Below are 23162 nucleotides of genomic sequence, written 5' to 3'. Positions count from 1 at the left end.
CGCCCTCCCCTTCGGAACACAAGGAACGAGATGTCTGAGAGCACCAACGCGACCGGCCGCACCACCACCAAGCGGCTCCTCACCCAGAACTCGGATCTGAGGAGGATCGGCGTATTCAACTGGACACTGCCAGCTTTCGTGATCGAAATGCCTGATGGAAGCCATTTCAACGTCTGCCCTCAGGCCGGCGTGTGCGCACAATTGTGCTACGCCCGGGTCGGCACGTACCGGTTCAAGAACGTCCGCGCAGCACACATTCGGAATCTCCTCCTCTGCCGGGACAACCCGGAGGAATTCGAGAGGCAGATGACGGAGGAACTCACACACAAGAGGTACGTCGGCAAGTGGATTCGCGTGCACGATTCAGGCGAGTTCTTCTCCGACGAATACCTTCTCACCTGGCTGCGCATCATGCGCAGCTCACCGGGCGTTCGCTTCTACTGCTACACCAAGGAGATCAGCCGTTTTAGGCGGCTTGTCGCCAATGATCCGCCCGGAAACTTCCTCTGGTGCTACAGCCTCGGAGGAAAAGAGGACCACCTCATCGACCTGAGCACTGAAAGGCATGCGGACGTCTTCCCCAACGTCGAAGCGCTGATCGCCGCCGACTACACCGACCAGACGGAATCGGATCTTCTGTCGGTGCTCAGCGAGTCCCCTCTCGTCGGAATCCCGGCGAACCGGATTCCGCACCTTCTCAAGAAGCAGGGGCAGGAGACATTTGGCAGCCTTCAGCGAGCGCGCGACGAGAAGCTGCGCGCGAAGAAAGCGCGCGCGGGCCAGAAGTTCGCGCTGGCGCACTGAGTACTCACGGGGGTGCCTTCGGGGCCGGGCGGACATGCGCCCGACCCCGAAGACACCCCCCTCCGGCGTACGGAGGCACCACCTCGAGCGCGCGTTGCGTATTGTTTTACCGTGATGTACTTTAGCGCCTGCCCCTGCGCGATCGGGGCCGGCGGTGCCGGCTCCACCTCGAGCTTGACCGACCAGGCCCCCACCCGCGGGACCTCGACCACGGCCTGCGGGTTCACTGCCGGTCCGACAAGGAGTAACGGTGATTCCCGCCGACGCTGATGAACTCGTGACCTCACAGGACATCGCGGAGAAGTACGAGGCCAACGAAGGCAACGTGGCCTACTGGACCACGCTCCCGGGATTCCCGGAGGGTTGGCCGTCCGGTCCCGGACGGACCTTGGTCCGCGACGCCGCGTTGGTGGACGCGTGGCTGAAGGAGAACCTTCCGGTCCACTGGGCGAAAGGCCAGGACTCGGACAACCCGTTCGGCCTGCCCGCCGGCAGGCCGAAGGACTTGGTAACGCTGTCGGACATCTGCGCCTGGGAGGGCCAGGCCCTCGGGCGGACGGAGCCGGTGCCGGAAGCCACCCTGCGCGGGTACCTCTCCAGGAAGGTCCTGCCCGCCCCCGACCGCACGCCAGGTGACGGGAAGAAGCCGGAGGTCACGGAGCGGAAGTGGTACCGCGAGACGGCCTACAAGTTCGTGAACCGTAAGCGGCGCATGCGCCGGCAGACGACGGCCGAGGAGCCGGCGGTCAGCGAGCAGCACCCTGCAGCCGGCAGCGAGCTTCCGGACCGTTCGACCATCGCGCGCACCGGGCACCTGGACGCCCAGGGCATCGCGACCACGTACAGCGTCAGCGGACAGACGGCCCGGGGATGGATTCGCGCTGAGGGGTTCCCTGCGGGCGGCGAACACGGTTACAGCGCGGCCGAGGTCGACGAGTGGGTGCGCGAGAATCGCCGGAGTACCTGGGCCAAAGCTCAACGACGCGCTCAGCTGTCCAGCCATGCGTGGGCCGACTCGTCGGCAACCGACGAGGACGCCGGCGCCCAGAAGGAACTCGCCGACCGGGCGCCGGCGGCGGAGCCGGCCGCCGAGGCGCAGGGCGAACAGGCGGAGCTCACTGCGGAGATGATTGGTCCGCGGTACGGCGTCTCCGAGTACACCGGTCTCCAGTGGACCAAGGTCAAGGAGAAGCGCGAGGGCGACAAGGTCGTTCGTCGGGCTTTCCCTGCGCCGCGGAGCACGCAGCCGCGTACGTATGACCAGCACGAGGTCGACGCGTGGGTGGAGAAGCACCGTCCGCATGTCTGGGCGGCCTTCAAGGGAACCGGGCCGGCCCTGGTCCACGATCTACCCGAAGGAGATCCGCGGGACCTGCTGGACATCTACGACTTCGCCGAGGTGCTGGGCATGACTACCCGTGGCGAGGCCCTCGCGCGCGAGACCATCCGTGCCTACCACGCCCGCGGACAGGTCCCGTTCGCCGACCGGACTGCCGATGACGGCAAGAAGCCTCGGGTCTTCCAGGATCACTGGTATCGCGAGACGGTCTACGAGTTCGTCCTCAGCCGCAGGGGATCCGGCCGCTTCGGTCCCAGGCGCTAGGAGGCCTTGGTGGCCTTGCCCTGTCGACCGGCTCCCGGCTCTTGACCGACCAGATGGGCCAGCCCACGGAACGGTAGGGCGGACGGTCGCTGAAAGCGAGAGAGCCCGCCGGTCAGGCGACCGGCGGGCTCTCGGCCTTCCTGCTGGGGGTCTCGCACGTCGTGGTGAGATCTGTCGGGTGTTCCCAGGTGCGTTGTCCGCCGTAGCGACGAGGGCGTCAAGTTCTTCATGCTCACGATGACGAAAGCGCGGCCTCCGGATGGAGGCCGCGCTTCTGGCTTCAGCGGTGTGGCGCGTCGCCCGGGTCAGCTGCGCTTGCGGAAGAAGCGGCGGCGAGGGCGGGACTGCGGCCGGTACGGCTGCTGCCCGGCCAGTTCGTACACGGCGTCATGGAGCTGCGGGTGCGCCAGGAGGGTCCAGTGCTTGCCCAGGGTCACCCAGACCTCCGTCAGGGCGGTGCGGGGGTCCGTTCCCAGGAGCGTGCTGTACGTCGCTGCCACGGCGGGGGTGCGCGAGCGGCCCGCGACGCAGTGGAGGAAGACCCGTTTGCCTTCCTTGCGGAGCCGGAGCACCTGGCGGGCCGCCTGGTCGAGGGCGTAGTGGAGGTTGGAGTTCTCGCCTTCCCTGTCGACCAGCCAGACGCGGACGTGTTCGATGTCGGTCGAGGAGAAGATCGGCCCCTGCCCGACGCGGCACAGGGAGACGACCGCATCGACCGGCGGTGTGCCAGCGAACTCGGTCATGGGGAGGTTGCCGAGCAGGACTCCGGCGTCGGCGGGGTGCTGTGCGACGTAGCCCTTTCCGGCGGAGCCGGGGATCTTGACGCGCGGGGCCGACGGCCAGCCGTCACCGTCGTCCATGCCCTTGCGGGCGGTCAGGACGGCCAAGCGGACGAGATCGGGGCCGGACATCGTGGGCCAGCCGTTCACCGCCTGCTGCCAGGCGAGCGGGATGGCGGACACGCCCCAGCGCGCTCCCAGGAGGGCGCCCGCGATAGCGGCCACAGTGTCCGTGTCATCCCCCGCGCGGACCGCCGCTTCGGTGGCGAGCTGGAAGTGCTGGGCGGGGAACGATCCACGCTCCGGGGCCAGCTCGGGAACGGGCGTATTGGTGATGGCGGACCACGCGGCCTGGAGGGCCGTGACGACGTACCCATTGCGGGTCCAGTGGTGGGGCGGGTTCGCCTCGGCCTCGTCCAGCCTCGCGTGCCAGATCTCCTGTCGGTCCTCGGGGAGCAGCGCGATGCCATCACGGACTCCGTCGAAGTGGCCTTCCAGCACGGCGATTCGGATGCCCGCGCACCACAGGATGCACGCTTCGACGCACTCGGGGTCGCTGTGGGTGAGGGAGCTGATCATGGTGGCGGCCTGGACCATTCCGTCAGCGTCGTCCAGGTAGGCGAGGGCGACGATGCCGGTCCGCATCAGCGAGCCGTTGCCCGCGCTGAACCGGGTGCGGGCGGTGTAGGCGTCGGCTTCCGCCGTCATGGCCTGGGCGGGCGTGCCCGTCTTGTGGTTCTTCGCGGCGCGGAGCACGCCGCTGGTCTGGTTCCCGATGTCGCTGGCGCCTCCGTCGCGCCAGCGGTGGAAGTTGCGGGCGATCTGGTCGAGTGCGGTCGGGCTGGTGAGGTCGGCGCCGGTGGACGCGACGGCGGCGATGCAGACGTGCATCTGGGTGTCGTCGGAGTACTCGCCGGGCTTGTAGGGGCCCAGGCCGCCGCCGATCATGGCGGGCTGCTCGTCGGGGCCCAGTCGGCGGGCGAACTCGTAGGGGACGCCGAGGGCGTCGCCGCACGCGGCGCCGAGGAGGACGCCGGCTGCGCGGTCGATGGCGTGGGCATTGAGCGGGTGGGCCGCCGGGGTCAGGGTGGGGATCGTGGGGTCAACGAGCTTGGCATTCACGGGTGTTCTCCCGAGGTCATGTGCTGCGTGCGTGGTCTGAGGAGGGCGGGGCGGGGAGCGCGGCGTCAACTCGCCGTGCGCTCAAACCCGCTGTCGCTACGTCAGAGTGACACGACCGAACTACTTTCGTCAACATGACGATTAGCGTTGCGTGTTTCTTTTTCACTGTGTACTTTAGTTGTCGTCGGAGGCGCTCGACCGTCCTGGATGGCGCACCCCGCTTCCCTTCGTCGGCACCGCGCCCCCTGGACATCAGCGGCCGCGCGTCCGGCATCGAAGTGCACGCTCACCTACAGGAGTTCTGCCATGAACAAGGCCCAGCTCGTCGACGCGATCGCGGACAAGATGGGCGGTCGCCAGCAGGCCGCCGACGCTGTCGACCACGTGCTCGACGCCATCGTTCGCGCTGTCGTCGCCGGAGACCGCGTCTCCGTCACCGGATTCGGCTCGTTCGAGAAGGTCGACCGACCGGCCCGCTACGCCCGCAACCCCCAGACCGGCGAGCGGGTGCGGGTCAAGAAGACCTCCACCCCCCGCTTCCGGGCCGGACAGGGCTTCAAGGACCTCGTCAGCGGTGACAAGAAGCTGCCCAAGGGCGGCGAGGTCTCCGTCAGGAAGGCCCCCAAGGGAAGCCTCACCGGCGCCTCCGCCGTGGTGAAGAAGGCGGCGGCCAAGAAGGCCGCCACGAAGAAGTCGGGAGCGGGGGCCAAGAAGACAGGCCCGGCGAAGAAGGCCGTCAAGGCCACCCCCAAGAAGTCGCTCGCCTGATCCGCCGTTGCCGGGCCTCCATCCCGGCGTTCCCAGCTCGACGGCCGGGCGCTGGCGCGCCCGGCCGGACCGGAGAGACTTCTGATGAACTACCTCGTGATCGACGGCACCCGCGTCGTCTCTGCCCATCGGACTCTGGCCTCTGCCAATTCAGCGGAGGCGCAGGGGATCGGGCGCAGCACCGAGCCCGGTCCGCTGCTAGGCGGTGAACCGGCTTGGTGGACACGGCAGAACGGCGGTGTGGCGGAGCTCGGCATCCTTCGGACGGACGCGGCCGAGCTCGGCTTCCGCTTCGAACTGCGCGCCTGCCAGGCGCCGGCCGGCTCCTGCCACCACAGGCCATGCGGCACCTACGCCACGTGGGCGGTGAGCCGCTGGTACGGGCTCCTCAGCGAGCTCGCCGCGTTCGTACCCCTGTCGTGGATCTGGGTCGGCAAGCGCAGCGACGACCCCCGCGGCGACGCCCCGCAGTTCCTCGCCGAGGGGCGCGTCCTCGTCGACCGCCTGACCGCAGAGATGCGGGAACCCCTGCGGGTCGTCGAGCTGCCGCCGGCGGACACGCGAACCCTGGACGAGCGGGCCCAGGCAGCTCACGCCCTTGTCGTGCGGTTCCTGGCAGAACATTTCGGCCCCGCCTCCGAACCGGAGCCCGTCGCGGTCCGTCCGGTCCTCCACGGCCACGAACTGCATCTGCGGCTGGACCCGTCCGTCCCGGCGAACCTGCCCATCTGCGGCACCGCCTTGCCGGGCCGCGGCACTGACGCCACCGGCGCCGAGCCGGACGTACACGCCTGTGACCAGTGCTTCGGGCGCGCCCCCATCGTCCCGCCGCCGATTCTCACCACCGCCGAGCACGAGGCGTGGACCACATACATCGGCCAGCCCGGCTCGCGACCGGCGAATTGAGGAGGAGTCACCTCGTGTCCCAGGCATCAGCCGTCGTCCCTGCCGGCTCGTCCAAGCAGACGGCGCTTCGCATGCTCCGGCGCAGGTCCTTCAGCGCCGGGTACCTGCCGCAGGTGATCGACCTTGCCGTACGTGAGGTGCTCGCCAACCAGTTCGACGAGCCCGACGAGCGCGAAGCGGCCCTGGTCCATCAGCGGCTGACCCGCTATGCCGCGAACGGGCGGCCCGGCTCCGCCGAGCTCGCCCGCGCCATGCTGGACGTCAAGCACGCCCTGGACTTGGTGCGGAACGGGCACTACCGGGCCTCCGCCGTTCCCGAGAGCGGACCCGACACGGTCGTCTCCGCGGAGCAACTGCTCGAGCTGGTCGCCGAAGTCGGCCGGGATCGTGTGCTCGCGGCGCAGGGGGGAGCCCTTGTCATCCTCGCGGAGGACGAGGGAGCCAGCACCGTCTACCGTCCGGTGTCCGCCGCACAGGCGAAGGCTCTGCGGCAGGCGGCACGCAGCGCGAAGGAGGAGGCGATCCGCCTTCATGAGGGTGCAGTTGAGGTGCTGAGCCCGCACGTGCGCATGGCTGACTGGAGCAAGGACGACGGGTACGGAGTCGCGGTCGACGTGGTGCGCGACGGAGTGTCGGTGCAGTGGTGGCCGGCCGCAGTGCCCGAGTCCCTGGCGCTGTGGGAGCAGGGAGGAATCCGGCAGCTCTGTGCGGCGCTGCTGTCGGCCCGGTTCACCGTGCCCGAAGGGGATGAGCGGACACCCCACGCCGTGATGTTGCGTATTTAGATTCCCGTGTGTACTGTACTCATGGCTGGTTGATCGGCCGCTCTCTCCTCCCCCGCAGCCCCAACGCCGCCCCTCGTCGGCGCCGTGAGGGCGGCCGCCAGGCCACTGCACCGCTGCGTGGCGAACCCCGCAGCCCTCCATCTCACCGCCCCGGGCCGCCGAAGCCCGCCTCGAACTGGGAGACCGTCATGGGCCCGAGCACCCCCCAACCGCGCCGGACACCGCCCCTCGACTCGCTCAGGGAACTGGCGCCCGGCGCCGAGCTCGTCAAGATCCGCGCCAACCCGCACAACTGGAGCCAGGCCGTGCTCCTCGCCGCGTACACGTGGCCGCAGTACGAGGGCGACCGCCTGGTCCCCCTCGACCACGGCAGCTACCCGGACGACTCGCACAACACCGCTCTGACCATCGGCGAGTTCCTCAGCCGGTACCGGCAGCTCCCCGTCGTCCGCCAGCTCCAGGCCAGCGACGCCGCCTACACCTTCCTGGTCGAGCTCGCCCGCCCCTCCTGGGAGCTCTCCGGCGGTGATTCCCAGTGAACGCCCCGGCGATCCCCGCAGCGTGCGCGCACCGTCCCACGCACGGCGGCCTGGTCGTCCCGTACGTCTCGTTCGAGCACAACGGTCTGCCGGTCTTCGGCGGCCTCGACCCGGGCAAACGCACCCGAGCCTTCGAGAACGGCCTGTGCCAGATCTGCGAACGGCCGCTGGAGCGGTGGTTCTACGTGCTGGTCCGCCCCCAGGACGTGGCCATCGGGTATGCGCCGGAACCGGGACTCCACCCGCCCTGCCTGATGTATTCGGAGAAGGCGTGCCCGATGCTCAACGGCACCAGAGCCACCTACCGTTCGGGCGGCGTCATCTCCCGGCATCCGGCGGGCCGTCCGTGCGACGACCCGGCCTGCTCCTGCCCCGCGACGGCACCCACCGCAGAATCCCTAGTGCGCGCCGGGCGCAAGGCCGACGACTGGGACGCCTGGATGCTCTCAGCGGACCAGTACGAGCTGCACCGTGACGGACACGGCGCGGCCGTGGGCATCCGGCTCCCTTCCGACCCGAAGCGCATCCGCCGCGTGCGGGTCTCCCCCGAGCGTAAGCGCGCCCTCGCCCTGGTCGCGGCGCTCCTTGATCTGGGCGCCTAGCCCTTCCCCCCCTTCCACGCCTGGCGGGGCACCCGTGTCCGCCACGTTCTGCCACCGATGAGGATGACCGTGCTCGCTGAACGCTTCCGCCCTTCCGACATCGAGAGTCTGGTGCGCATCGCAGGGGCCCTGGCCCCCTCACTGGCCGCCGCCGAACTGCCCCCGCAGTACCGTGAACTCGCCCAGCGCGCTCACGCCGAGATCGTCGCCGAGGCCGCCGGCGGCCGGTCCCCGGCCGTCTCCGCCATCCTGGGGCCTCGCCCGGGCCAGCAGGTCTGGATGCTGCGCATCTGGACCCGCCACGACGACACCACGGCGCCCTACGCCACGGAACGCGCTGCCCTCGCGGAGCTCGCCACGCACGTGCGCGGCAGTTGGGCCAACGTGGGCGGCCAGGGCGACGTGCCCGACGAGCCCCCGGCCGACGACGCCGAAGCGGTCGATCTCTACTACGGTCCCGACGGCGACGCGGTGCCCGATCAGGGCTTCGAGCTGTACTGCGAGGAGATCGGGCGGGCGCAGCGCTCCCGCATTGCTCCCCTGAACTTCGTCTTCCCCGACGCCGTGACGGCCGAGGGCCTCAACCGCGCCGCGGTCTTCTACCCCGCCGATGACCAGGGACCGTCGTGCATCGAGGTGGCCGGCGTGCTCGTCTTCGGCTACCTGGACGCCGAGGACGGCGTCGTGCGGGTCTCGGTCCACCTCGACAGCGCCGACCCCGAGCACGTCGTCCGGCCGGACGGGACCGTGCCGCTGCGCGTCGTCGTCGAGGACACGGTCATCCTCGACGACAGCAACCACTACGCCCCGCATCCCCCCGTACTGGAGCAGCTCCTGGACGCTGCCGACCCGGAGCAGCGGGCCGTGATCTCCTCAGTGGCGGTCTCGGCGGGGCTGATGTGGAGCTGCCCGAGCTGCCAGTGGCACAACCCCCGGGCGACGGAGCAGTGCGAGCGCCCCGGCTGCGGGCGCAAGGTCAAGGCAGCGATCAACCCGCGGGCCGCAGCGCTCGACCCGGCACCGGTCCTCGCACTGGAGGGCCCGCGATGACCAGCAACGCCTACCCGCCGGCGCCCAAGCATCTCCGCGCCGCGTGCGCACATCCCTCGGGGCACCTCGCATCGCACGGCAGCCGTACGACGCTCCAAGTCTACCTGGACGACGGCCTGGTCTACCGCAACGACGGCGACGGCTACCGGCTGCCGCCGGAGAAAGCGCAGGCGCAGGGCGTCGGACCGTACGTCATCACCGGCGCCGGACGGCGGTCGATCCTGAACGACTCCCAGCTGGCCGCCCTCGACTCCGCCGACGAGGACGGCGCGCTGAGGAACGTCACCTGGCCCACCGCCGCCTCCCTCGCCCGCCTCGCCCTCGTCGAGTACCGCGACGCCGACGGCGTCCCCCAGCCCACCGACGGCGACGACGGCCGCACCGGCCCGAAGCACCGGCCCTACCTCACTCCCGCAGGCCTCGACGCCGCACGCGCCGCGAAGCCGCAGCCCTGACCCTCCTGTCCTCCGGCGGGTGCGACCCTTCCCAGCCGCACCCGCCCCTCCCCCACAGGTACGCCCATGACTTCCCTCACGCTGTTCGAACCCGACCTCGATGCCGACCCCGCAACGCCGTCGTCCGGCGGACCGGCTCCGGCCGAGGTCGCCTCCGCGGAGGCTCTGGCATCCTTCCGCGCGACGAAGCACAAGTCGCTCAACTTCGGCCTCGGCGTCGACTCGACGGCGCTGACCCTGGCGATCATCAACGATCCGACCGCCTTCGGGATCGCCGAAGACTTCTCCGACTTCTCGATCGTGACGGCGATGACCGGGTTCGAGTTTCCCGACACGATCGCCGACGTCGAGAACCACGTCCTGCCGTTGCTGCGGGAGAAGGGCATTCGATACACGCAGGTCGCGCGGGCCGGGCGCCCCGACTCGGCAGGTGTCGAAGTCCTCTCCGACACCAAGAACCCTGGCAAGGTGTTCAGCCAAGGTCCATGGACGCTCATGGACGAACTGGAGGAGAACGGCACGGTTCCCCAGTACGCCGGCGGTCACGTATGCAGCCAGAAGCACAAGGCTTGGACGATCGACCGCCTCCAGCTCGAGCGAGCGAGCGGGCAGACCGTCGGCAAGCTCTTCGGCTACAACGCGGACGAGTACAAGCGCGCGGTCAAGGCGAACAAGTTCCAGGCCAAGCGCAACAAGAAGGCCGGCTACGAGACCTTCGCCCTGGACTACCCCTTGCTCAGGCTCGGCTGGGGCCGCGAGGACGTGCAGGGCTACGTCAAGGACCGCCTCGGCATCGACATGTCCAAGTCATATTGCCCGGTATGCCCGTTTGCTGGGGTGTGCTCGCCCCAGCCGGACCACCTGAAGCGACTGCGGAAGTACCCCGACCTCGCCGCTCGCGTGCTGCGTCTTGAGTACCTGTCGATGGCCCTGAACGACAACAGCTCCCTCTACAAGGACGACACCCTGTTCAGGCGGGTCACCGACGACCAGAACGCTGAGGCGCTCGGCCAGTTCAACGCCCGGCTGGACGAGGAGCCGTGGGCGGTCTACCGGTTGCAGCGCGCCTACACCGCCGGCCGCCGGCCCGAGTGCCACACCGCGCACGGCGACCGCTGCTCCAAGCCCGAGTGCCGCGACAGCAGCTTCAAGGGCACGGTCTACCGGTCCGTGAAGACCGTCCGCACCGGCAGCCGTTCCGAAGTCGGCACCTTCCTGCACAACGCCGCCACGGCCCTGGACCGCCCCGTCGAGCACTCCACGAAAGCCCACGGCGCTGGCATCGACCGCGTGCGCACCCGCGTCCGGCCGGACGCCAAGACCTACGGCACGGTCGAGGACTTCTACGTGACCGCCCCGGCCGGCGTGCAGGACAAGGCCCGCTCCGGCTTCGCCGGTGTCTGGGCCGCGATGACCGCCGGCCAGTAGTCCCCGATCCCCCTGCGAGGAAAGATGACCACACGCACCCTGCCCCCCGCCGCCTACGACAGACTCACCGCCGCGGTCGCGCGCGAAACCGGCGATCGGCGCACGGCCGCCCTGTGGAGCCACGCCGCGGCCCTCGTCCGGCATGCCCACGTACATGGCCTGGCTCCGGCCGACGAACGCCCGCCGGGTCCGGACGGCCTGCTGAAGTCCCTGGAGAGTCTCGCCGGCTGCCACCCCGCCCTGGCCCCTCTCGCCGATCCGGCCGTGCTGCCGCTGTGGGAGCAGCCGCTCGGCTCCGCCGCCTGGAACGCCATCGAGGAGTTCTGGTACCGGCACCCCGCCCTCGAAGACGGGCGCCGCGTGGACGGCTACGCACTGGGCGACGCCTACCAGCTGCTGTCCGACGAAGCCCGCAAGGGGCGCGCCCTGTGCCAGACCCCGCCCTGGGTCGCCCGCCTCCTGCTGCGCCTGTCGCTGGAGCCGGCCATCGAGGAGTGGGGGCCGGCCGACGTCCGGATGATCGACCCCGCCTGCGGGACCGGGCACATCGCCGTCGCCGCGTTCCACATGGCCCGCGTCCCGCCGATCCGCGGCCGCCGCTCCGCTCCGGTCGGGCACGGACCGCGGGCCGTCGAGCGGGCTCTGGCAGCGGTGTCGGGCGCGGACCTTGACGCGTACGCCGCCGCGCTGACCGCCTACCGGCTCCTGGCGTGCTCGGCGTCCGTCCTCGGCGTGAGCCTGGACCAGGTCCCGGCGTCGTGGCCCGTCAACGTGGCCGCCGCCGACTCCCTGCTGGACCGCACCGAGCCTCTGCTCGCCGCCGGCGCCTACCACGCGTGCGTGGCCAACCCGCCGTACATCACCCCGAAGGACCCTTCCGTCCGCGACCAGGTCCGCGCCGCGTACCCGCAGGTGGCGGCCGGCAAGTACTCGCTGGCCCTGCCCTTCACCGCGCTGATGCTCGAGCACCTGGCCGTCCCGGGCGGCTTCGTGGCGCAGCTGACCGCGAACTCGTTCATGAAGCGGGAGTTCGGCAAGCGGTACATCACCGATTTCCTCCCCCGCTTCGACGCACGCTGGATCATCGACACCTCCGGGGCCTACATCCCCGGCCACGGAACACCCACCTGCATCCTCGTCCACCGGGCCCGCCCACCGGTCGGCGACACGGTCACGGTGATCCGGGGCAACCGCGGAGAGCCCCACGTTCCGGAGGACCCCGCGAGAGGGCTGGTCTGGAGAGCGATCGAGGACGCGGTCGACAACCGGCTTGCCTGGGACCGGTTTCAAGCAGGTGCGGACCTCGCACGGCGCAGCGGGGACACCACCACCTGAGGTGTTGCGTATTCGCGATTCACTATGTATTATCATTCTCAGTTCGGGCCAACGCCCCTCCACACCAACCCACTTGACGAGCGCCGCTCCGGGCGTCGCGCCCGTCTCAGCACATCCGGGGGACTGATACAGATGAAGCGGAACAAGCCGCTCATAAAGCGCCGCAAGGCCGGGACGCAGTACCGGCGGCGGAGGCTGCATCCGTGGGGAAAGCACGCCTCCTCGTACTGGGCGCTGGCCGTGCCCCAGGCGTTCACCGGGACCGGCCAGACCGTCCTCGACATGACCGGAGCGGTGCCCGCGGGCGCGGACGAGTCCAGGCCCGACAACCCGCGCTACGGCTCCGTGCTGCGCTGGCGGCTCGACCGCGGCGGCCAGACGCAGTTCGTCTACGGCATCCAGGTATGGGGGCGGTACCGGAGCGAGAGCCCGTCGGCTTACGGCAAGCGCATCTCGGGCGCGTTCCGCCGGTCCCTCCCCACTTCGACGGACGTCTACCACGTGTTCGTCGCGGAGCGGCCGGGTTGCGCACGAGGGACGCGGTGCCCGCTCACGCAGCACTGGTACACGGCCATCGAGGCCGACCTGTCGACACACCAGCCGGATCGGTGCCCGATGGGCGTCCTGAACGACGGCCCGCCCTGGCGCCTGATCGGCCGGACAGTCCCTGACGGCCGCCACATCTACTGACGTCCCTCGCACAGCGCTCCGGGCCGCCCGGGCAGCTCTCAGCTCCGGTCGGCCCGGCCTCAGAGCCCGAACCGCCGTTGAGGCCCCTCCGGCAGCCCTCCCTTCCGCCAACCCCAGAGGCGACGCACCGCGCCTCATACCGCCCCAGGAGTCCCTATGCGTAGCACCCGCACACGCCTGCCCGGCATCACCCTCCGCGACGCGGCGCCCACCGACGCGGACGCCGTCATGCGGCTCCTCGCCGACGTGAACCCCGACGATCCCGACGCGTTCGAGGACGTACGGCCGAACCTGTCCCTGCCGCAGGAAGAGCCGCTCTCCCACTTCCGGGCCCTGATGATCGTGGCCGAAAACGATGAAGGCGAGACGCTCGGCGTCCTCATCGGAGGCGTTCCGCTGTGGCTCTTCGACCATCCCGGCATCGACGTGCCGCTGGCGCACCTTCTGGCGGAGCGGACCGCGATCGTCACCGCGGTTGCGGTGGATCCCGGGCAGCGCGGGCGAGGCATCGGGGCCGAACTCATTCGGCATTCCGTACGCCGCTTCACGCGCGCCGGTTATGGGCTGCTGACCCTCAACTGCTTCCCGGAGCTGGAGAGTTACTACGAAGGTCTCGGCTTCTCCATCATGGACGGCCTGAACGTGGCCCTCGGCCCCCTGAACGCGGTCGGGCACCGATGGGGCGATACCCGGGTGGCCGCCCGGCTTCTGGACCGATACACGACCTTCGTCGACGTCCCGGGCCTTACCTCCCCGGTCGTTTCGGGCATCCTTCCCAACACCCGGATGCAGCGTGGCGTGTACTTCGACGGGGAGCAATTCCGCGCCTGAGCCGATCACAGCCCGGGGGTCTGGCCTCCCGGGCGACAGAACTCACCCACGGATGCAGGTATCAGCCGGCATCCAGAACCAAGGAGGAACTGATGCCGGTTGTCGACGGCAAGAGCCCGAGCCCGTGGGTCCGATGGGCGCTGCGATGGGGCGCGCCGAGCGCAGTCGTCGCCCTGGTCAGCGTGTGGGTACTGGAGCCCGCCAGTCTTGTCGGCGCGGTCATTGCGGCCGGGGTGGCACTGACGGCGCTCCTGGTCTTCGTCGGCACGATGCCCCGCCGGCAGCTGCCGGCCCAGCAGCGGGCGCGCAGGGGCGCCGGCAAGTAGAAGGCTCCAGCGAGGCGGCCGGTGCGCCGTTACCCGAGAGCTCGGATGGTGGGCCCGGATACGTGATCGCCCGGCTCGCCCCGAGGGCGAGCCGGAAAGCGTTCACAACCACCTGCGGTGTTGCGTATTCGTCTTTCGATATGTAGATTGATTGCATCGCTGGCGGACCTCCAAGTCCACGCCGCACGAAGCCCCTTTACTGCTCTGGAGTCCTCCCATGCTTGCTGTCGCCCACGAGGCAGAGGTAGACGCCGCCCTTCTCGCCTACCGGAGGGGATGGGCCGACGCCTGGCTGACCCTGGTGGACGTCACCACCGACTTGATGCACCTGGCCAGTCACATGCGCGCCGACATCGAACGCTGCCTCGACGGCGACGCGAAGGCGCGACTGGACGAACGGCCCCTGGCCGCCATGCCGAACCTCGACCCGTCCGTCGCGCCGATCCACAACACGGACGATTCGGCCGCCGCAGACCACCTCTTCGACGTGTACGTGCACGCCAGCGACGCCGCTGCCGCCCTCCGCGTGCACATGGCAGAGGACCCCTACCCCACCTTCTCGAAGGCGCTGCACGTGCTGCTCAACGAACTGCGCGCCTACGCCCAGAACCTCGGCTTCGACTTCGACGAGGTCATGCGCGCGGCATCGCAGGCCCACCGGGTCGACCAGCGCAAGGCCAAGTAGCCGAACCCTGCCCCGGTGCCGCCGCCCCCACGAACGATCCCACCTGGAAGGACCTTGACCATGACCACGCCCCTGATCCCCGCCCCGGCTCGATCGGGCCGCGGCTCGATACGCATGCACCTCGACCGCGGGGAACACCCCGCGACTCGGGTGCCGCTCCTCGGCGCCGATCTCGACAACCCGCCCGCCGTCTGCGGAGGCTGCGCCAACACCGTGTTGAAGCGGCTCGGTGACGGTCGAGAGCGTCTCAAGTGCGGGCTTCTGCCTCGCGGAAGCCGCGGACTGCGCGGCCCAGATCTGCGCGAGTCCATGCCCGCGTGCGTGAAGTACGCCGCGGCCTCCGCCGCACCGCGGACCACCTGATCTTTCCGACCACGCGCCCGGGGCCCTTCCGCCGGAACCCACGCGGTCCCGTACGCCAAGAGGCGGCGGGCCCCGGGCTCGTGGTCAGGATCCCTCTCCACCACCCGCACCCGCCTCACCACGGAGACGTGATCATGCTGCCCGGCCTCGCCCAGCACATCGACTTCCAGGCCGCCCACAACGACTACACCCGCGGGTTCCTCGTGGTGAGCAAGGCCGACCGCACCACCGCGTACGGGTACGTGTGGGAACACGCCCTCCCGGACGGCACCACCACGTGGGTCGCCCAGCCGGACACGGCCAACAACGCTTCGCGCATCCCCGGGTTCCAGTCCCGGGAGTGGGCCGGGGAGTTCCTGTACGAGCGCGAGTGGCCCAAGTTCGTCCGTCGCGGGGACGACAAGGGCGACGCCCTCCCGCAGCCGGGATGCGCCGAGCGCGCGCCGTGCGGGACGTGCTCCCTGTGCGAGCCCGAGCTGGCCCGCCGCGGAGTCCTCTGAACGAGCCGGCTGACGCCCCTACGCCATCCATCACCACAACGTGCAGGTCCGGGGCTGCGGACGACGCCTTCCCGCTCGCGGCCCCGGCACCGGCTTCCTGTTCCTGACCAAAACACACCACCCACCCATGCCCTGGAACCCTCATGCCCGCTGCTGATTCCACCGCCGCCCTCGTGACCGAGGCCGTTGACCAGGTGCTCACCCACAGGGCTCGGAACTGCACCGACCCGAGCTGCGCCCGGCACGCCGGTACGACCGACTGTCCTCCGATCACCGTCAGCCGTAGCGCCGGCTCCGTCCTCGGCGAAGCGGTCGCCGAAGCCTGGCACGCCGCCGGCGGCAGCCGCCTCGACATCCCCGCAGGGGTCGTCGCGGCCCTCGCCCTGTGGCCCCAGAAGTCCCCCGGTGCGGCGGCCGCCGACACGATCGCCGCGTACATCGCCGCGCAACCCCCGCGCGTCCTGGTCCGCGGCCTGGCCGATAGCGCCAACTACTACTACGGCCTCCGCCCCGACCTTTGGGCCACCGCCCGCCCGCTGTTCGACTGGACCAGGGAGGACCTGCACGACACCCACCTCGCGGGCGTGCGTGCTGTGGCCCTTGCCGCGCTGCGCCATGGAGTCCTCCGGCACACGGGAGACACCGACCCCGCCGAGCGGTCCCGGATCGACCTGATGTCCTGGGTCATCACAGCCCTACGCCACCATCACTCCCGGCGCAGCCTCGGCGAGTACCACACTCCGCCCGACATCAGCGATCTGATCGCCGCGATGCTGGCCGACGAAGGCGGCACAGGAAAGCGACCCCACCACCGCGGTGAGTGGGCGCTCGAGCCGGCCGCCGGAACCGGAGGGCTCTTCCGCTCCGCGGCGCAGGACCTGCGCCGCGACGGCGAGGACCCGGCAGAGCGCGGCTGGGTCATGCTCGAACTCGACCCCCTGGCCGCCGCTGGAGCCGCCGTCAACACCCTCGTCTGGGAACTGGGCCCCCGCGCGGTCGTCGGATGCGGAGACGTCCTCGCACAGCCCGACCTAGCCGAGGAAACCCTTGCCCGGCAGCGTGACATGGCGCGCCACCGCGACGACGTCATGAAACTGATCGGCTTCGCCATCGCCACTCGCACCACCGAACAGCTGCTGGACGCCCTCACGACCAGCAGGTAGCTGCCCCGCCCCGGCCCACGCCTCGTGGGCCGGGCCCGAAGGAGGAACCGTGGCACAAGCCCACGATCACAGCGACAGCCAGGCCGTAGCCCGGGCGCTGCGCGCCGTCATGCCCGCACCCAGCCGTACCAGCGTGTATGTGCTGACCTGCGGATGTCCCGACGCCGAGGGACTGTTGTCCTGGTGCATCGACACCGAAACCCGGTCCTACGAACTCGACCTCTCCCGCGCCGCGGCCGGTCCGAGCCAGGTTCGGCTGACCAGCCGGCCGCTTATCGGCGACGGCACCGTCTGGAGCGAGGACCTCCTCGTTCCAGACACCCCGGCCGACTGGGCGCACTCCCTCGCACGTCTCGTCGCCCGGCTCACCCTTTCCGACCGCAGCCCCCTCTCACTCGACTGAGCAAAGGACCATTGTGTCGAACCGCACTCCCCTGACCGGCTGCCTGCCCGGCTTCGGCCGGCATCGTGGCTACCCACCGCGCTACGGGTGGCTCCGCAAGGTCTACGACGCCCTGCGCCAGGACCCGGCCGCCCTACGCCGCCCCGACGCGACCGTCGTGCTGGGCGTCGGCAAGAGCATGGTCCCGTCCATGGCCTTTTGGTCCCAGGCCTTCGGCTTGGCCGCCCGCAACGGCCAGGACCTGGTGCCGACGAACCGCGCCCACTGGCTCCTGGACGAGGACACCGGGGCCGACCCCTACCTCGAACTCGACGCCAGTCTCTGGCTGTTGCACTGGTGGTTGGTGAGCTCCGAGCCGTGTCACGTGCCCACCTGGCGGTATCTCTTCGGGTACTCCCCGTTCAGCCGGTCCAGCCGCGCGGAGCTGCAGGGGCGCTTGGCGGCCGCCGCCGGCGCGGCCGGCCACAGGACCCCGGCCGCGTCGGTACTCGCGTCGGACATCGCCTGCCTGGTGAGCATGTACGCGCCCGGCGCCCCCACCGCCGCGAACATCGAGGACGAGCTCTCCAACCCGTTCCGCACCCTCCACCTGCTCGACCCCGAGCCGCCCGCCGACCGCACAGCCGACCGCAGCCACCTCGTCGCCCTGCGCCGCATGGCCGGCCGCCACTGCCCCGCGCCCGTCCAGGCGTACGCGAGCCTGGACTTCGCGGCCCGGACCGCCAGCCCCGCGGCCGGCTCTATCAGCCTGGCGCGGCTTGCCTCCGACCCCCTGGGGCCCGGCCGGCTCCTTCTCACCGGTACCGCCGACCTCCGCCGTGCCCTGCACCAAGTCGCGGACAGGCATGCGGATCTGGCTGTCGTGCAGTCCGGCGACGGCGAGGAGTCTCTCGTCTACTCGCGCCCGCCCGTCCTCCTCGCCGAGGACGTCCTGGCCGGCGCCTATCCCGCCCTGCGGCCGGCCACCAGCGGTGCTGCGGAGAAGGGGAGTTCTTGGTCCCTGTCCTGACGGACTCCGGGTTCCCGCGGGCGCGGATCGCTCAGAGGAAACAAAGCAATGTTGCTTATTGGCATTCCTATGTGTACTGTGATTCTCGTTGGTGGTGCTCGCCTCCCGGCTTGAGCGCCCCGCGCCCTCCCCTTCCGACGAGACAGGCCCAGGAGACACGCATGCGCATCAAGACCGGTGGACAGCATCAGGGTTGGACCGTGGTCCACCAGGCGCGGCGGGCGTGGCGCGGCTCCTTCGAGGGCGTGTGGCTCGGCGTGGAGGAGTCCACGGGGCACTGGATGGTCGGCCGCCAGCACGACGGGCAGTCGATGGACGACGGCTTCGACGCGGACGGCAACTGGGCCACGTCCCGGCACTTCCGGGAGGGCAACGAGTACCTCAACATGCGCCGGGCTCTGGCCGCGTACGACGAGGAGGCACAGAACGCGAGCGACGTCTGGAATGGGATGTGGGACCAGCGTGCCCACGAGGCCGTCGCCCGGCATCTCGCGCACCGCGTTCCCTTCCCCGCGCCGGTCCGGCTCTCGGCCGGATGGGTCGGGCGCGGCCTGACCGATTACCACCCCCCGCGCGGGTCGACGTTCCCGCTCGATGGGCCGGAGGCCAAGTACGAGCTGATCCGCTACCTCCAGGGCCAGACCCGGTTCGACGAGATCGTGACGGAGCCGGGCTCGGTCTCCGAGGAGGAGGCGTACCAGCTGGCCATCAACTCGACGGGGCCGATCCGCTTCGTGTGCCGTGGCGTGACCTTCTACCTGAGCGAATGAGCCGGACGGCACGGGCGCGGGGCCATAGTGCGCCCGCGCCCGTGCCGCCGGAGCACAAGTCGTCCAGCTAACCACCCGACGTACACACCGAAGGCGAGGACGCCGCCCCTGGGGGCGGTTGAGACGAGATGGACCACAAGAACCTCATCGGCCACGACGGCGCCGTTCACGAGGGCCTGCTCAACAGCCACACCGGCTTCATGATTGACGTGGCCTGCGAGGCGGGCCGGTACGCGGTCGTCCACCACTACGAGAAGCTCGACCCGGCGCGCGTCACCGACGCTCCCCTGTCCTGTCCTGAGTGCGTCGCCGCGAACTCCCCCGCCACCGCACAGCTGCACCGCGGACGCATCGCCCATCGGTACGCCGAAGAGGTCCTCGCCCTCGCCGATACCCGCGCATGCCCGCCTGCCCAAGACGACGAAGGGCTCCGACTGGCCTTCGTGGCACTCGCGACAGAGAACCCGCCGCCCCGGGCCCTGTACGCGCTGATCAGGGAGCACGTGACCGACATGCTGACCGATCGCGCCCTGGCGGTGCCGGAAGGGGTCCCGCAGGTCCTCGTGCCCTACAAGCGGTACACCGGCGGCACAGTCCAGGCCCCCGTCGGCCCTGGGGACCGCCTCATGCACTACAGCGCCGCCGGCGGGTATTTCCAGTACGTCTGGGTCGATGGGCTCGATGAGTCTCCGGACGGAATCGTCGTCACGGTCCACGAGAAGGACCGGCGTCCGGTCACGTACTCGGCGCGCGAGGTCAGCCAGCGGTACTCGAAGCTCGACCGGGCGGCACCGCTGCCGTCGAGCGGTGGGTGATCGAAGCTGACGGCTACGGCCTGACCTCAAACAGTCCTGGGCAGGCGGGGCACGTACCGTCGCGGCTGATCCCGCCCCCATCCGCAGGTGTGCGCCGGGATAGCGCTCGTCTCTCGCGGCCAGTTCCCCACCGCGATGGCGTCGGCCAGTTCAGGTCTTCTCGCCCGCGGCCCGTGCCGGGATCCCCTTGGCCCCAGCACCGCGGCGTATGCGCCCCACCACCGTCCTGCCGCCCAACTGACCCTCTCTTTTCAGGATGCTGCGCCGCGCCGTCGCCGCGGCGCCGCCTCACCCGACTCCGGAGGCGCCCACACCATGACCACCGACAGTCCGCACGTCGCCTACCTGGCCCCTTCCGATCCTGCCCGCCCCCAGCCCGGCCGAGACAACGACGAGGAGGCCGACCGCTTCGAGGACTCGGTCTTGACCGCCTACCTCTTCCACCTGACGGCCAAGGGACACCGTGTCCTGCGGCACCGCGTGGTCACGGATCCCGTCCTGGCGTCCACCGACCTCTTCGACGCGACTGCCGGAGAGGTGGTGATGGCCTGTCACCGATCGCACTACCGCGCGCTCATCGCCGCGTACGGAGTGATCAGCGACTGCGCGCGGTTCTTCTCCCCGGCCCGCCGCGCACTGCTGTTCACCGCCGAGCCGGGCTCGGTCGCCAAGGAGTTCCTGTCCCACCACAAGATCATCGCGATCTGGCCCGAGGGCGAGTCCTTCGTCCGCGCGGATCCGGCAGCCGAGACAGGCGGAGCGTGAACCGCCAGAGCTTCGGGCCGCCGTCGACGAGAGCCGAGGAACGCGGCTGGCGCGCGGCCGGTCTCCTCGTCGATGTGGCCGGGCGCGTACTGCCGGCCACGGCCCCGCTCTGCGGCTTCTGCGACGGCGAGGACATTGGCGACACCTGCCCGGCGTCCCTGACCTGCCCCACGTGCAAGGCCACGCCTCGACAAAGGTGCCGCCGGCCGAGCGGTCACACCGCCGAGCAGTGGCACCGCAGCCGCGTCCGCGCCGCCGACCTGGAAGACCAGCGCCGCGAGGAAGACGGCGACACCACCCTGCCCGCCCGCTGGGCTGACACCCCGTCGGCTCCGACCCCATCAGGAGGAACACGATGACCATCGACCACCCCCGCAACAGCGCTACGGCCACGTCAGGCGCCGCGGACCGGCCGCGTACGGCCGGATCCTTCACACTCCGCATCACCCCCGCCCAGCGCCGCGCCCTCCTCGCCGGGGCCAGGGACCCGATCGGGCTGCTGCCCAAGTCCGTCAACCTGCGGACCCTGGCGTCCCTCGCCGACATCGGCTACGTCGGCCTGGATCAGAGCCGCGACGTCCTTCGTGGACAGGAGGCGACGCGGGACGCGCTGGACGTCTGGGGCGGTGCTCTGACCGAGGACGGCTGGCAGCGGGCCCGCGCCGAGGGCGCGGGCCGGTTCCGGATCGTCGTCGTTAGTGGATGACGTGCAGGTTCCGGGAGTGCCTTCAAGAGCGGTGAAGGTGCTCGCCAGCAGGTCAGCGGCGTACGGTGCCCCCGTTTCGCGATCTCCAGGAATTTGCGAGTAACTCTGAAAACTTCGGCCCGACTGCAGTAATATCTGTGCTTGTGTCAGATTCCGAAGGTCGCACCCTCACGCTCGTTCCGCCGCCACGCGCCGCGGAAGAGGGAACGGGTCCGCTCGAGACCGGTTTGGCCGATGTCGTCACTCTTCAACGGCGCCGCCAAGCCCGGATGTCCGCCCAGGACGAGGAGAGCTTCTTCGTCGACGCGCTCACCGAGTACCAGTGGGCCCGGGACTCGGCCGGATTGGCCCCATCGTCGATCGACCAGCTGATCAAGCCGGTCATCGAGGTCTGCGACTTCTACGGCACCGTGCCGTGGCATCTGACCCCGCGCGAGGTTGACAAGTACTTCGCCGGCCCGGGGAAGCGCGCACACCACACGCACCGGCAGAAGCTCAACCACATCGACGCGTTCTTCGCCTTCCTCGAACAGCGCTACGCCCACGAGATCATGATGCGGTTCGGGGCGACGGTGGAGTCACCCGTCGACCCGTTCAACAGGCCCGTGCACCGTGGCGACTTCGGGCTGAGGATCCCACCCTCCCAGACAGCGATGAAGGAGTTCTTCGCGCGCTGGCGGGAGCAGCTGCCGCACGCCCGGAAGTACGCCGTGGCCTGCCGCGACTACGTCATGACGAAGCTCGCATACATCTCCGGTGTCCGGGCTGCCGAGCTGTGCCCGGTGACGATCGGCGACGTCCACTGGGAACACGGCCAGTGGGGCCGGTTCGTCGTCCAGGGCAAGGGCGCTCGCGGCTCGGGGCCGCGCCCCCGCGAGGCGTACATGTTCCGCGAGGGACGTGAGTTGCTCTGGTGGTACATCGAGGAAGTTCGAGCGGAGTTCGGCGACGACCCCGATCACCCGTCGGCACCCCTGTGGCCGTCCGAGCGTAAGCCGAAGGCGGTGGCGGCACTCAACCTGCCGATCGCGCCGGCGATCACACCGTCGACGTTCCGCCGCCAGCTCCACGCGGCGGCCGGGAACTACCTGACCGGCCCGGTCACCGACCTCTTCCCGCACCTTCTTCGGCACGCCTGCGCAACCCACAACTACGAGCGCGGCATGACGTTGTGGGAGGTTCAGCGCATTTTGGGCCACCAGTGGGCTACCACGACTCTTCGGTATATGGCGACTGCACAGGCCGACCCCGAGCATGCCAATGTTGCAGCGAGCTCGCGGGCGGCCCAGCGCCTGGTGATGGATAAGGGGAACCTTCGGTGAAGTGGAATCTGCGGATGGTGGCCGCTCAGCGGGACCTGTGGCGTCCCACCGAGCTGCTGGAGGCGTTCAAGACGGTCGGGTTCACGCCGTCGCTGAGCAAGGTCGCCGCGATGTGGAGTGGCACACCGGTCACGGTGCGGCTCGACGACCTGGACAAGATCTGCGCGGTGCTGAATTGCACCGTCGGTGATCTGCTCCAGGCCGAGCCGCTGGAGGCCGCTGCGGGAGAGAGCGAGGCCCTGCCGAAGGCCGTGGGCGCCGAGGACTCCGGCGGGGGTCCCGTACGGCCGACGCCCCGTCGGCAGGGCAGCCGTCGCTCGCTGCCGCCGAACTGACGGATGACGGCCAGATCTCATCCCGCTCAGTGCCCGGACTGCAAGGGCTGGGGCGTGCTCGGGCAGACGGTGTGCCAGGGGTGCGCGGAATGGCGGAAGAAGCATCCTGAGCAGGGCGTATGCTTGCGCTGCCGCCACGCGGGATACCTCAACTCCGACCGCCTGTGCCGGGCATGCCTGCACGCTGTCCGGCTCGATGCCGACGCCGCGTGGGTCACCGACCCTGACGGCGCCGGCCCGCGAAGCCGCCAGCTGATGCTCCTCTACTACGGCCTCGCCCCCACCCACGCCCAACCCTTGAAG

General features: G+C 70.1%; 28 protein-coding genes and 1 pseudogene. 28 read left to right on the top strand and 1 reads right to left on the bottom strand.

Translation table 11 applies throughout. The features are described from left to right. The first annotated feature begins 30 nt into the window (after positions 1-30). Positions 31-804 carry a GP88 family protein gene (locus GUY61_RS13850; protein WP_166630430.1) on the top strand — a complete coding sequence of 258 codons (774 nt, stop codon included), beginning with the start codon at positions 31-33 and terminating at the stop codon, positions 802-804. Between the two features lie 250 nt (positions 805-1054). After that, positions 1055-2407 carry a hypothetical protein gene (locus tag GUY61_RS13845; protein ID WP_030578759.1) on the top strand — a complete coding sequence of 451 codons (1353 nt, stop codon included), beginning with the start codon at positions 1055-1057 and terminating at the stop codon, positions 2405-2407. A 305-nt stretch (positions 2408-2712) separates the two neighbouring features. On the opposite strand, the gene GUY61_RS13840 is transcribed toward GUY61_RS13845, so the two are convergent. Then, positions 2713-4308: an ADP-ribosylglycohydrolase family protein gene (locus tag GUY61_RS13840; protein WP_313896652.1), complete on the bottom strand. Its 1596-nt coding sequence runs from the start codon at positions 4306-4308 to the stop codon at positions 2713-2715. Positions 4309-4614: 306 nt separating this feature from the next. Between GUY61_RS13840 and GUY61_RS13835 the strand changes: the two are divergent. The 26 genes and pseudogenes from GUY61_RS13835 to GUY61_RS39170 form a co-directional block, all read left to right on the top strand. Next, a pseudogene (locus tag GUY61_RS13835) lies at positions 4615-5073 on the top strand (HU family DNA-binding protein); the annotation flags it as partial. 87 nt (positions 5074-5160) lie between these two features. Further along, the gene (locus tag GUY61_RS13830) at positions 5161-5982 is read left to right on the top strand and encodes a hypothetical protein (RefSeq protein WP_166630429.1); all 822 of its coding nucleotides are present in this window, start codon (positions 5161-5163) and stop codon (positions 5980-5982) included. Between the two features lie 14 nt (positions 5983-5996). Beyond that, positions 5997-6767: a hypothetical protein gene (locus GUY61_RS13825; RefSeq protein ID WP_166630428.1), complete on the top strand. Its 771-nt coding sequence runs from the start codon at positions 5997-5999 to the stop codon at positions 6765-6767. A 188-nt stretch (positions 6768-6955) separates the two neighbouring features. Next, positions 6956-7306: a hypothetical protein gene (locus tag GUY61_RS13820; RefSeq protein ID WP_166630427.1), complete on the top strand. Its 351-nt coding sequence runs from the start codon at positions 6956-6958 to the stop codon at positions 7304-7306. Continuing rightward, positions 7303-7908, top strand: a complete 606-nt coding sequence (locus tag GUY61_RS13815) for a hypothetical protein (RefSeq protein ID WP_166630426.1) — start codon at positions 7303-7305, stop codon at positions 7906-7908. Before GUY61_RS13820 ends, GUY61_RS13815 begins: the two co-directional genes overlap by 4 nt. A gap of 63 nt (positions 7909-7971) precedes the next feature. Next, positions 7972-8958: a hypothetical protein gene (locus GUY61_RS13810; RefSeq protein WP_166630425.1), complete on the top strand. Its 987-nt coding sequence runs from the start codon at positions 7972-7974 to the stop codon at positions 8956-8958. Beyond that, positions 8955-9413 carry a hypothetical protein gene (locus GUY61_RS13805; protein WP_166630424.1) on the top strand — a complete coding sequence of 153 codons (459 nt, stop codon included), beginning with the start codon at positions 8955-8957 and terminating at the stop codon, positions 9411-9413. The genes GUY61_RS13810 and GUY61_RS13805 overlap by 4 nt, the downstream gene beginning before the upstream one ends. Before the next feature lie 66 nt (positions 9414-9479). After that, positions 9480-10841 (top strand): hypothetical protein, encoded by a 1362-nt coding sequence (locus GUY61_RS13800; RefSeq protein ID WP_243766439.1) that lies wholly within the window; start codon positions 9480-9482, stop codon positions 10839-10841. A 24-nt stretch (positions 10842-10865) separates the two neighbouring features. Next, on the top strand, positions 10866-12176 hold the full coding sequence (locus GUY61_RS13795; protein WP_166630423.1) for an SAM-dependent DNA methyltransferase: 1311 nt from the start codon (positions 10866-10868) through the stop codon (positions 12174-12176). Positions 12177-12308: 132 nt separating this feature from the next. Further along, positions 12309-12866, top strand: coding sequence for a hypothetical protein (locus GUY61_RS13790; RefSeq protein WP_166630422.1), 558 nt, complete (start codon positions 12309-12311; stop codon positions 12864-12866). A 156-nt stretch (positions 12867-13022) separates the two neighbouring features. Then, positions 13023-13697 (top strand): GNAT family N-acetyltransferase, encoded by a 675-nt coding sequence (locus GUY61_RS13785; RefSeq protein ID WP_166630421.1) that lies wholly within the window; start codon positions 13023-13025, stop codon positions 13695-13697. Between the two features lie 92 nt (positions 13698-13789). Continuing rightward, positions 13790-14023 carry a hypothetical protein gene (locus GUY61_RS13780; RefSeq protein WP_030578726.1) on the top strand — a complete coding sequence of 78 codons (234 nt, stop codon included), beginning with the start codon at positions 13790-13792 and terminating at the stop codon, positions 14021-14023. Positions 14024-14240: 217 nt separating this feature from the next. Beyond that, a complete protein-coding gene (locus GUY61_RS13775; RefSeq protein WP_166630420.1) occupies positions 14241-14708 on the top strand; it encodes a hypothetical protein in 468 nt (155 codons plus the stop codon). Positions 14709-14768: 60 nt separating this feature from the next. After that, positions 14769-15071, top strand: a complete 303-nt coding sequence (locus tag GUY61_RS13770) for a hypothetical protein (protein WP_166630419.1) — start codon at positions 14769-14771, stop codon at positions 15069-15071. 134 nt (positions 15072-15205) lie between these two features. Beyond that, positions 15206-15571 carry a hypothetical protein gene (locus GUY61_RS13765; protein ID WP_166630434.1) on the top strand — a complete coding sequence of 122 codons (366 nt, stop codon included), beginning with the start codon at positions 15206-15208 and terminating at the stop codon, positions 15569-15571. 143 nt (positions 15572-15714) lie between these two features. Next, complete coding sequence (locus tag GUY61_RS40150) at positions 15715-16734, top strand: N-6 DNA methylase (protein WP_243766438.1); 1020 nt, start codon at positions 15715-15717, stop codon at positions 16732-16734. Positions 16735-16783: 49 nt separating this feature from the next. Further along, entirely contained in the window at positions 16784-17137 is a 354-nt protein-coding gene (locus GUY61_RS13750; RefSeq protein ID WP_166630418.1) for a hypothetical protein, read from the top strand. Positions 17138-17150: 13 nt separating this feature from the next. Then, the gene (locus GUY61_RS13745) at positions 17151-18146 is read left to right on the top strand and encodes a DUF4007 family protein (protein WP_313896651.1); all 996 of its coding nucleotides are present in this window, start codon (positions 17151-17153) and stop codon (positions 18144-18146) included. A gap of 161 nt (positions 18147-18307) precedes the next feature. Next, positions 18308-18916, top strand: a complete 609-nt coding sequence (locus GUY61_RS13740; RefSeq protein ID WP_166630417.1) for a hypothetical protein — start codon at positions 18308-18310, stop codon at positions 18914-18916. 128 nt (positions 18917-19044) lie between these two features. Continuing rightward, entirely contained in the window at positions 19045-19731 is a 687-nt protein-coding gene (locus GUY61_RS13735; RefSeq protein ID WP_166630416.1) for a hypothetical protein, read from the top strand. 315 nt (positions 19732-20046) lie between these two features. Beyond that, entirely contained in the window at positions 20047-20496 is a 450-nt protein-coding gene (locus tag GUY61_RS13730) for a hypothetical protein (protein WP_166630412.1), read from the top strand. Next, complete coding sequence (locus GUY61_RS13725) at positions 20493-20855, top strand: hypothetical protein (protein ID WP_166630415.1); 363 nt, start codon at positions 20493-20495, stop codon at positions 20853-20855. Before GUY61_RS13730 ends, GUY61_RS13725 begins: the two co-directional genes overlap by 4 nt. Beyond that, a complete protein-coding gene (locus GUY61_RS13720; protein ID WP_166630414.1) occupies positions 20852-21202 on the top strand; it encodes a hypothetical protein in 351 nt (116 codons plus the stop codon). Before GUY61_RS13725 ends, GUY61_RS13720 begins: the two co-directional genes overlap by 4 nt. A 269-nt stretch (positions 21203-21471) precedes the next feature. Continuing rightward, complete coding sequence (locus tag GUY61_RS13715) at positions 21472-22524, top strand: site-specific integrase (protein WP_166630413.1); 1053 nt, start codon at positions 21472-21474, stop codon at positions 22522-22524. Next, on the top strand, positions 22521-22859 hold the full coding sequence (locus tag GUY61_RS13710; RefSeq protein ID WP_313896650.1) for a helix-turn-helix transcriptional regulator: 339 nt from the start codon (positions 22521-22523) through the stop codon (positions 22857-22859). The genes GUY61_RS13715 and GUY61_RS13710 overlap by 4 nt, the downstream gene beginning before the upstream one ends. A gap of 123 nt (positions 22860-22982) precedes the next feature. Further along, positions 22983-23162: hypothetical protein (locus GUY61_RS39170; RefSeq protein WP_208105949.1), on the top strand; the 180-nt coding region annotated here is incomplete at its 3' end.

The organism is Streptomyces sp. GC420 (assembly GCF_009916105.1).
In the GTDB taxonomy this organism is placed as follows: Bacteria; Actinomycetota; Actinomycetes; order Streptomycetales; family Streptomycetaceae; genus Streptomyces.
Note: the sequence above shows the minus strand (reverse complement) of the source record. Positions and strands in the feature narration are given on the sequence as shown.

What these genes read in the sequence shown, in the direction of transcription:
- GUY61_RS13810 (WP_166630425.1), top strand. Translation starts at nt 7,972, where the DNA reads ATGACCGTGCTCGCTGAACGCTTCCGCCCTTCCGACATCGAGAGTCTG.
- GUY61_RS13830 (WP_166630429.1), top strand. Translation starts at nt 5,161, where the DNA reads ATGAACTACCTCGTGATCGACGGCACCCGCGTCGTCTCTGCCCATCGG.
- GUY61_RS13770 (WP_166630419.1), top strand. Translation starts at nt 14,769, where the DNA reads ATGACCACGCCCCTGATCCCCGCCCCGGCTCGATCGGGCCGCGGCTCG.
- GUY61_RS13805 (WP_166630424.1), top strand. Translation starts at nt 8,955, where the DNA reads ATGACCAGCAACGCCTACCCGCCGGCGCCCAAGCATCTCCGCGCCGCG.
- GUY61_RS40150 (WP_243766438.1), top strand. Translation starts at nt 15,715, where the DNA reads ATGCCCGCTGCTGATTCCACCGCCGCCCTCGTGACCGAGGCCGTTGAC.
- GUY61_RS13735 (WP_166630416.1), top strand. Translation starts at nt 19,045, where the DNA reads ATGGACCACAAGAACCTCATCGGCCACGACGGCGCCGTTCACGAGGGC.
- GUY61_RS13740 (WP_166630417.1), top strand. Translation starts at nt 18,308, where the DNA reads ATGCGCATCAAGACCGGTGGACAGCATCAGGGTTGGACCGTGGTCCAC.
- GUY61_RS13780 (WP_030578726.1), top strand. Translation starts at nt 13,790, where the DNA reads ATGCCGGTTGTCGACGGCAAGAGCCCGAGCCCGTGGGTCCGATGGGCG.
- GUY61_RS13775 (WP_166630420.1), top strand. Translation starts at nt 14,241, where the DNA reads ATGCTTGCTGTCGCCCACGAGGCAGAGGTAGACGCCGCCCTTCTCGCC.
- GUY61_RS13730 (WP_166630412.1), top strand. Translation starts at nt 20,047, where the DNA reads ATGACCACCGACAGTCCGCACGTCGCCTACCTGGCCCCTTCCGATCCT.
- GUY61_RS13790 (WP_166630422.1), top strand. Translation starts at nt 12,309, where the DNA reads ATGAAGCGGAACAAGCCGCTCATAAAGCGCCGCAAGGCCGGGACGCAG.
- GUY61_RS13765 (WP_166630434.1), top strand. Translation starts at nt 15,206, where the DNA reads ATGCTGCCCGGCCTCGCCCAGCACATCGACTTCCAGGCCGCCCACAAC.
- GUY61_RS13785 (WP_166630421.1), top strand. Translation starts at nt 13,023, where the DNA reads ATGCGTAGCACCCGCACACGCCTGCCCGGCATCACCCTCCGCGACGCG.
- GUY61_RS13800 (WP_243766439.1), top strand. Translation starts at nt 9,480, where the DNA reads ATGACTTCCCTCACGCTGTTCGAACCCGACCTCGATGCCGACCCCGCA.
- GUY61_RS13715 (WP_166630413.1), top strand. Translation starts at nt 21,472, where the DNA reads ATGTCCGCCCAGGACGAGGAGAGCTTCTTCGTCGACGCGCTCACCGAG.
- GUY61_RS13850 (WP_166630430.1), top strand. Translation starts at nt 31, where the DNA reads ATGTCTGAGAGCACCAACGCGACCGGCCGCACCACCACCAAGCGGCTC.
- GUY61_RS13820 (WP_166630427.1), top strand. Translation starts at nt 6,956, where the DNA reads ATGGGCCCGAGCACCCCCCAACCGCGCCGGACACCGCCCCTCGACTCG.
- GUY61_RS13720 (WP_166630414.1), top strand. Translation starts at nt 20,852, where the DNA reads ATGACCATCGACCACCCCCGCAACAGCGCTACGGCCACGTCAGGCGCC.
- GUY61_RS13795 (WP_166630423.1), top strand. Translation starts at nt 10,866, where the DNA reads ATGACCACACGCACCCTGCCCCCCGCCGCCTACGACAGACTCACCGCC.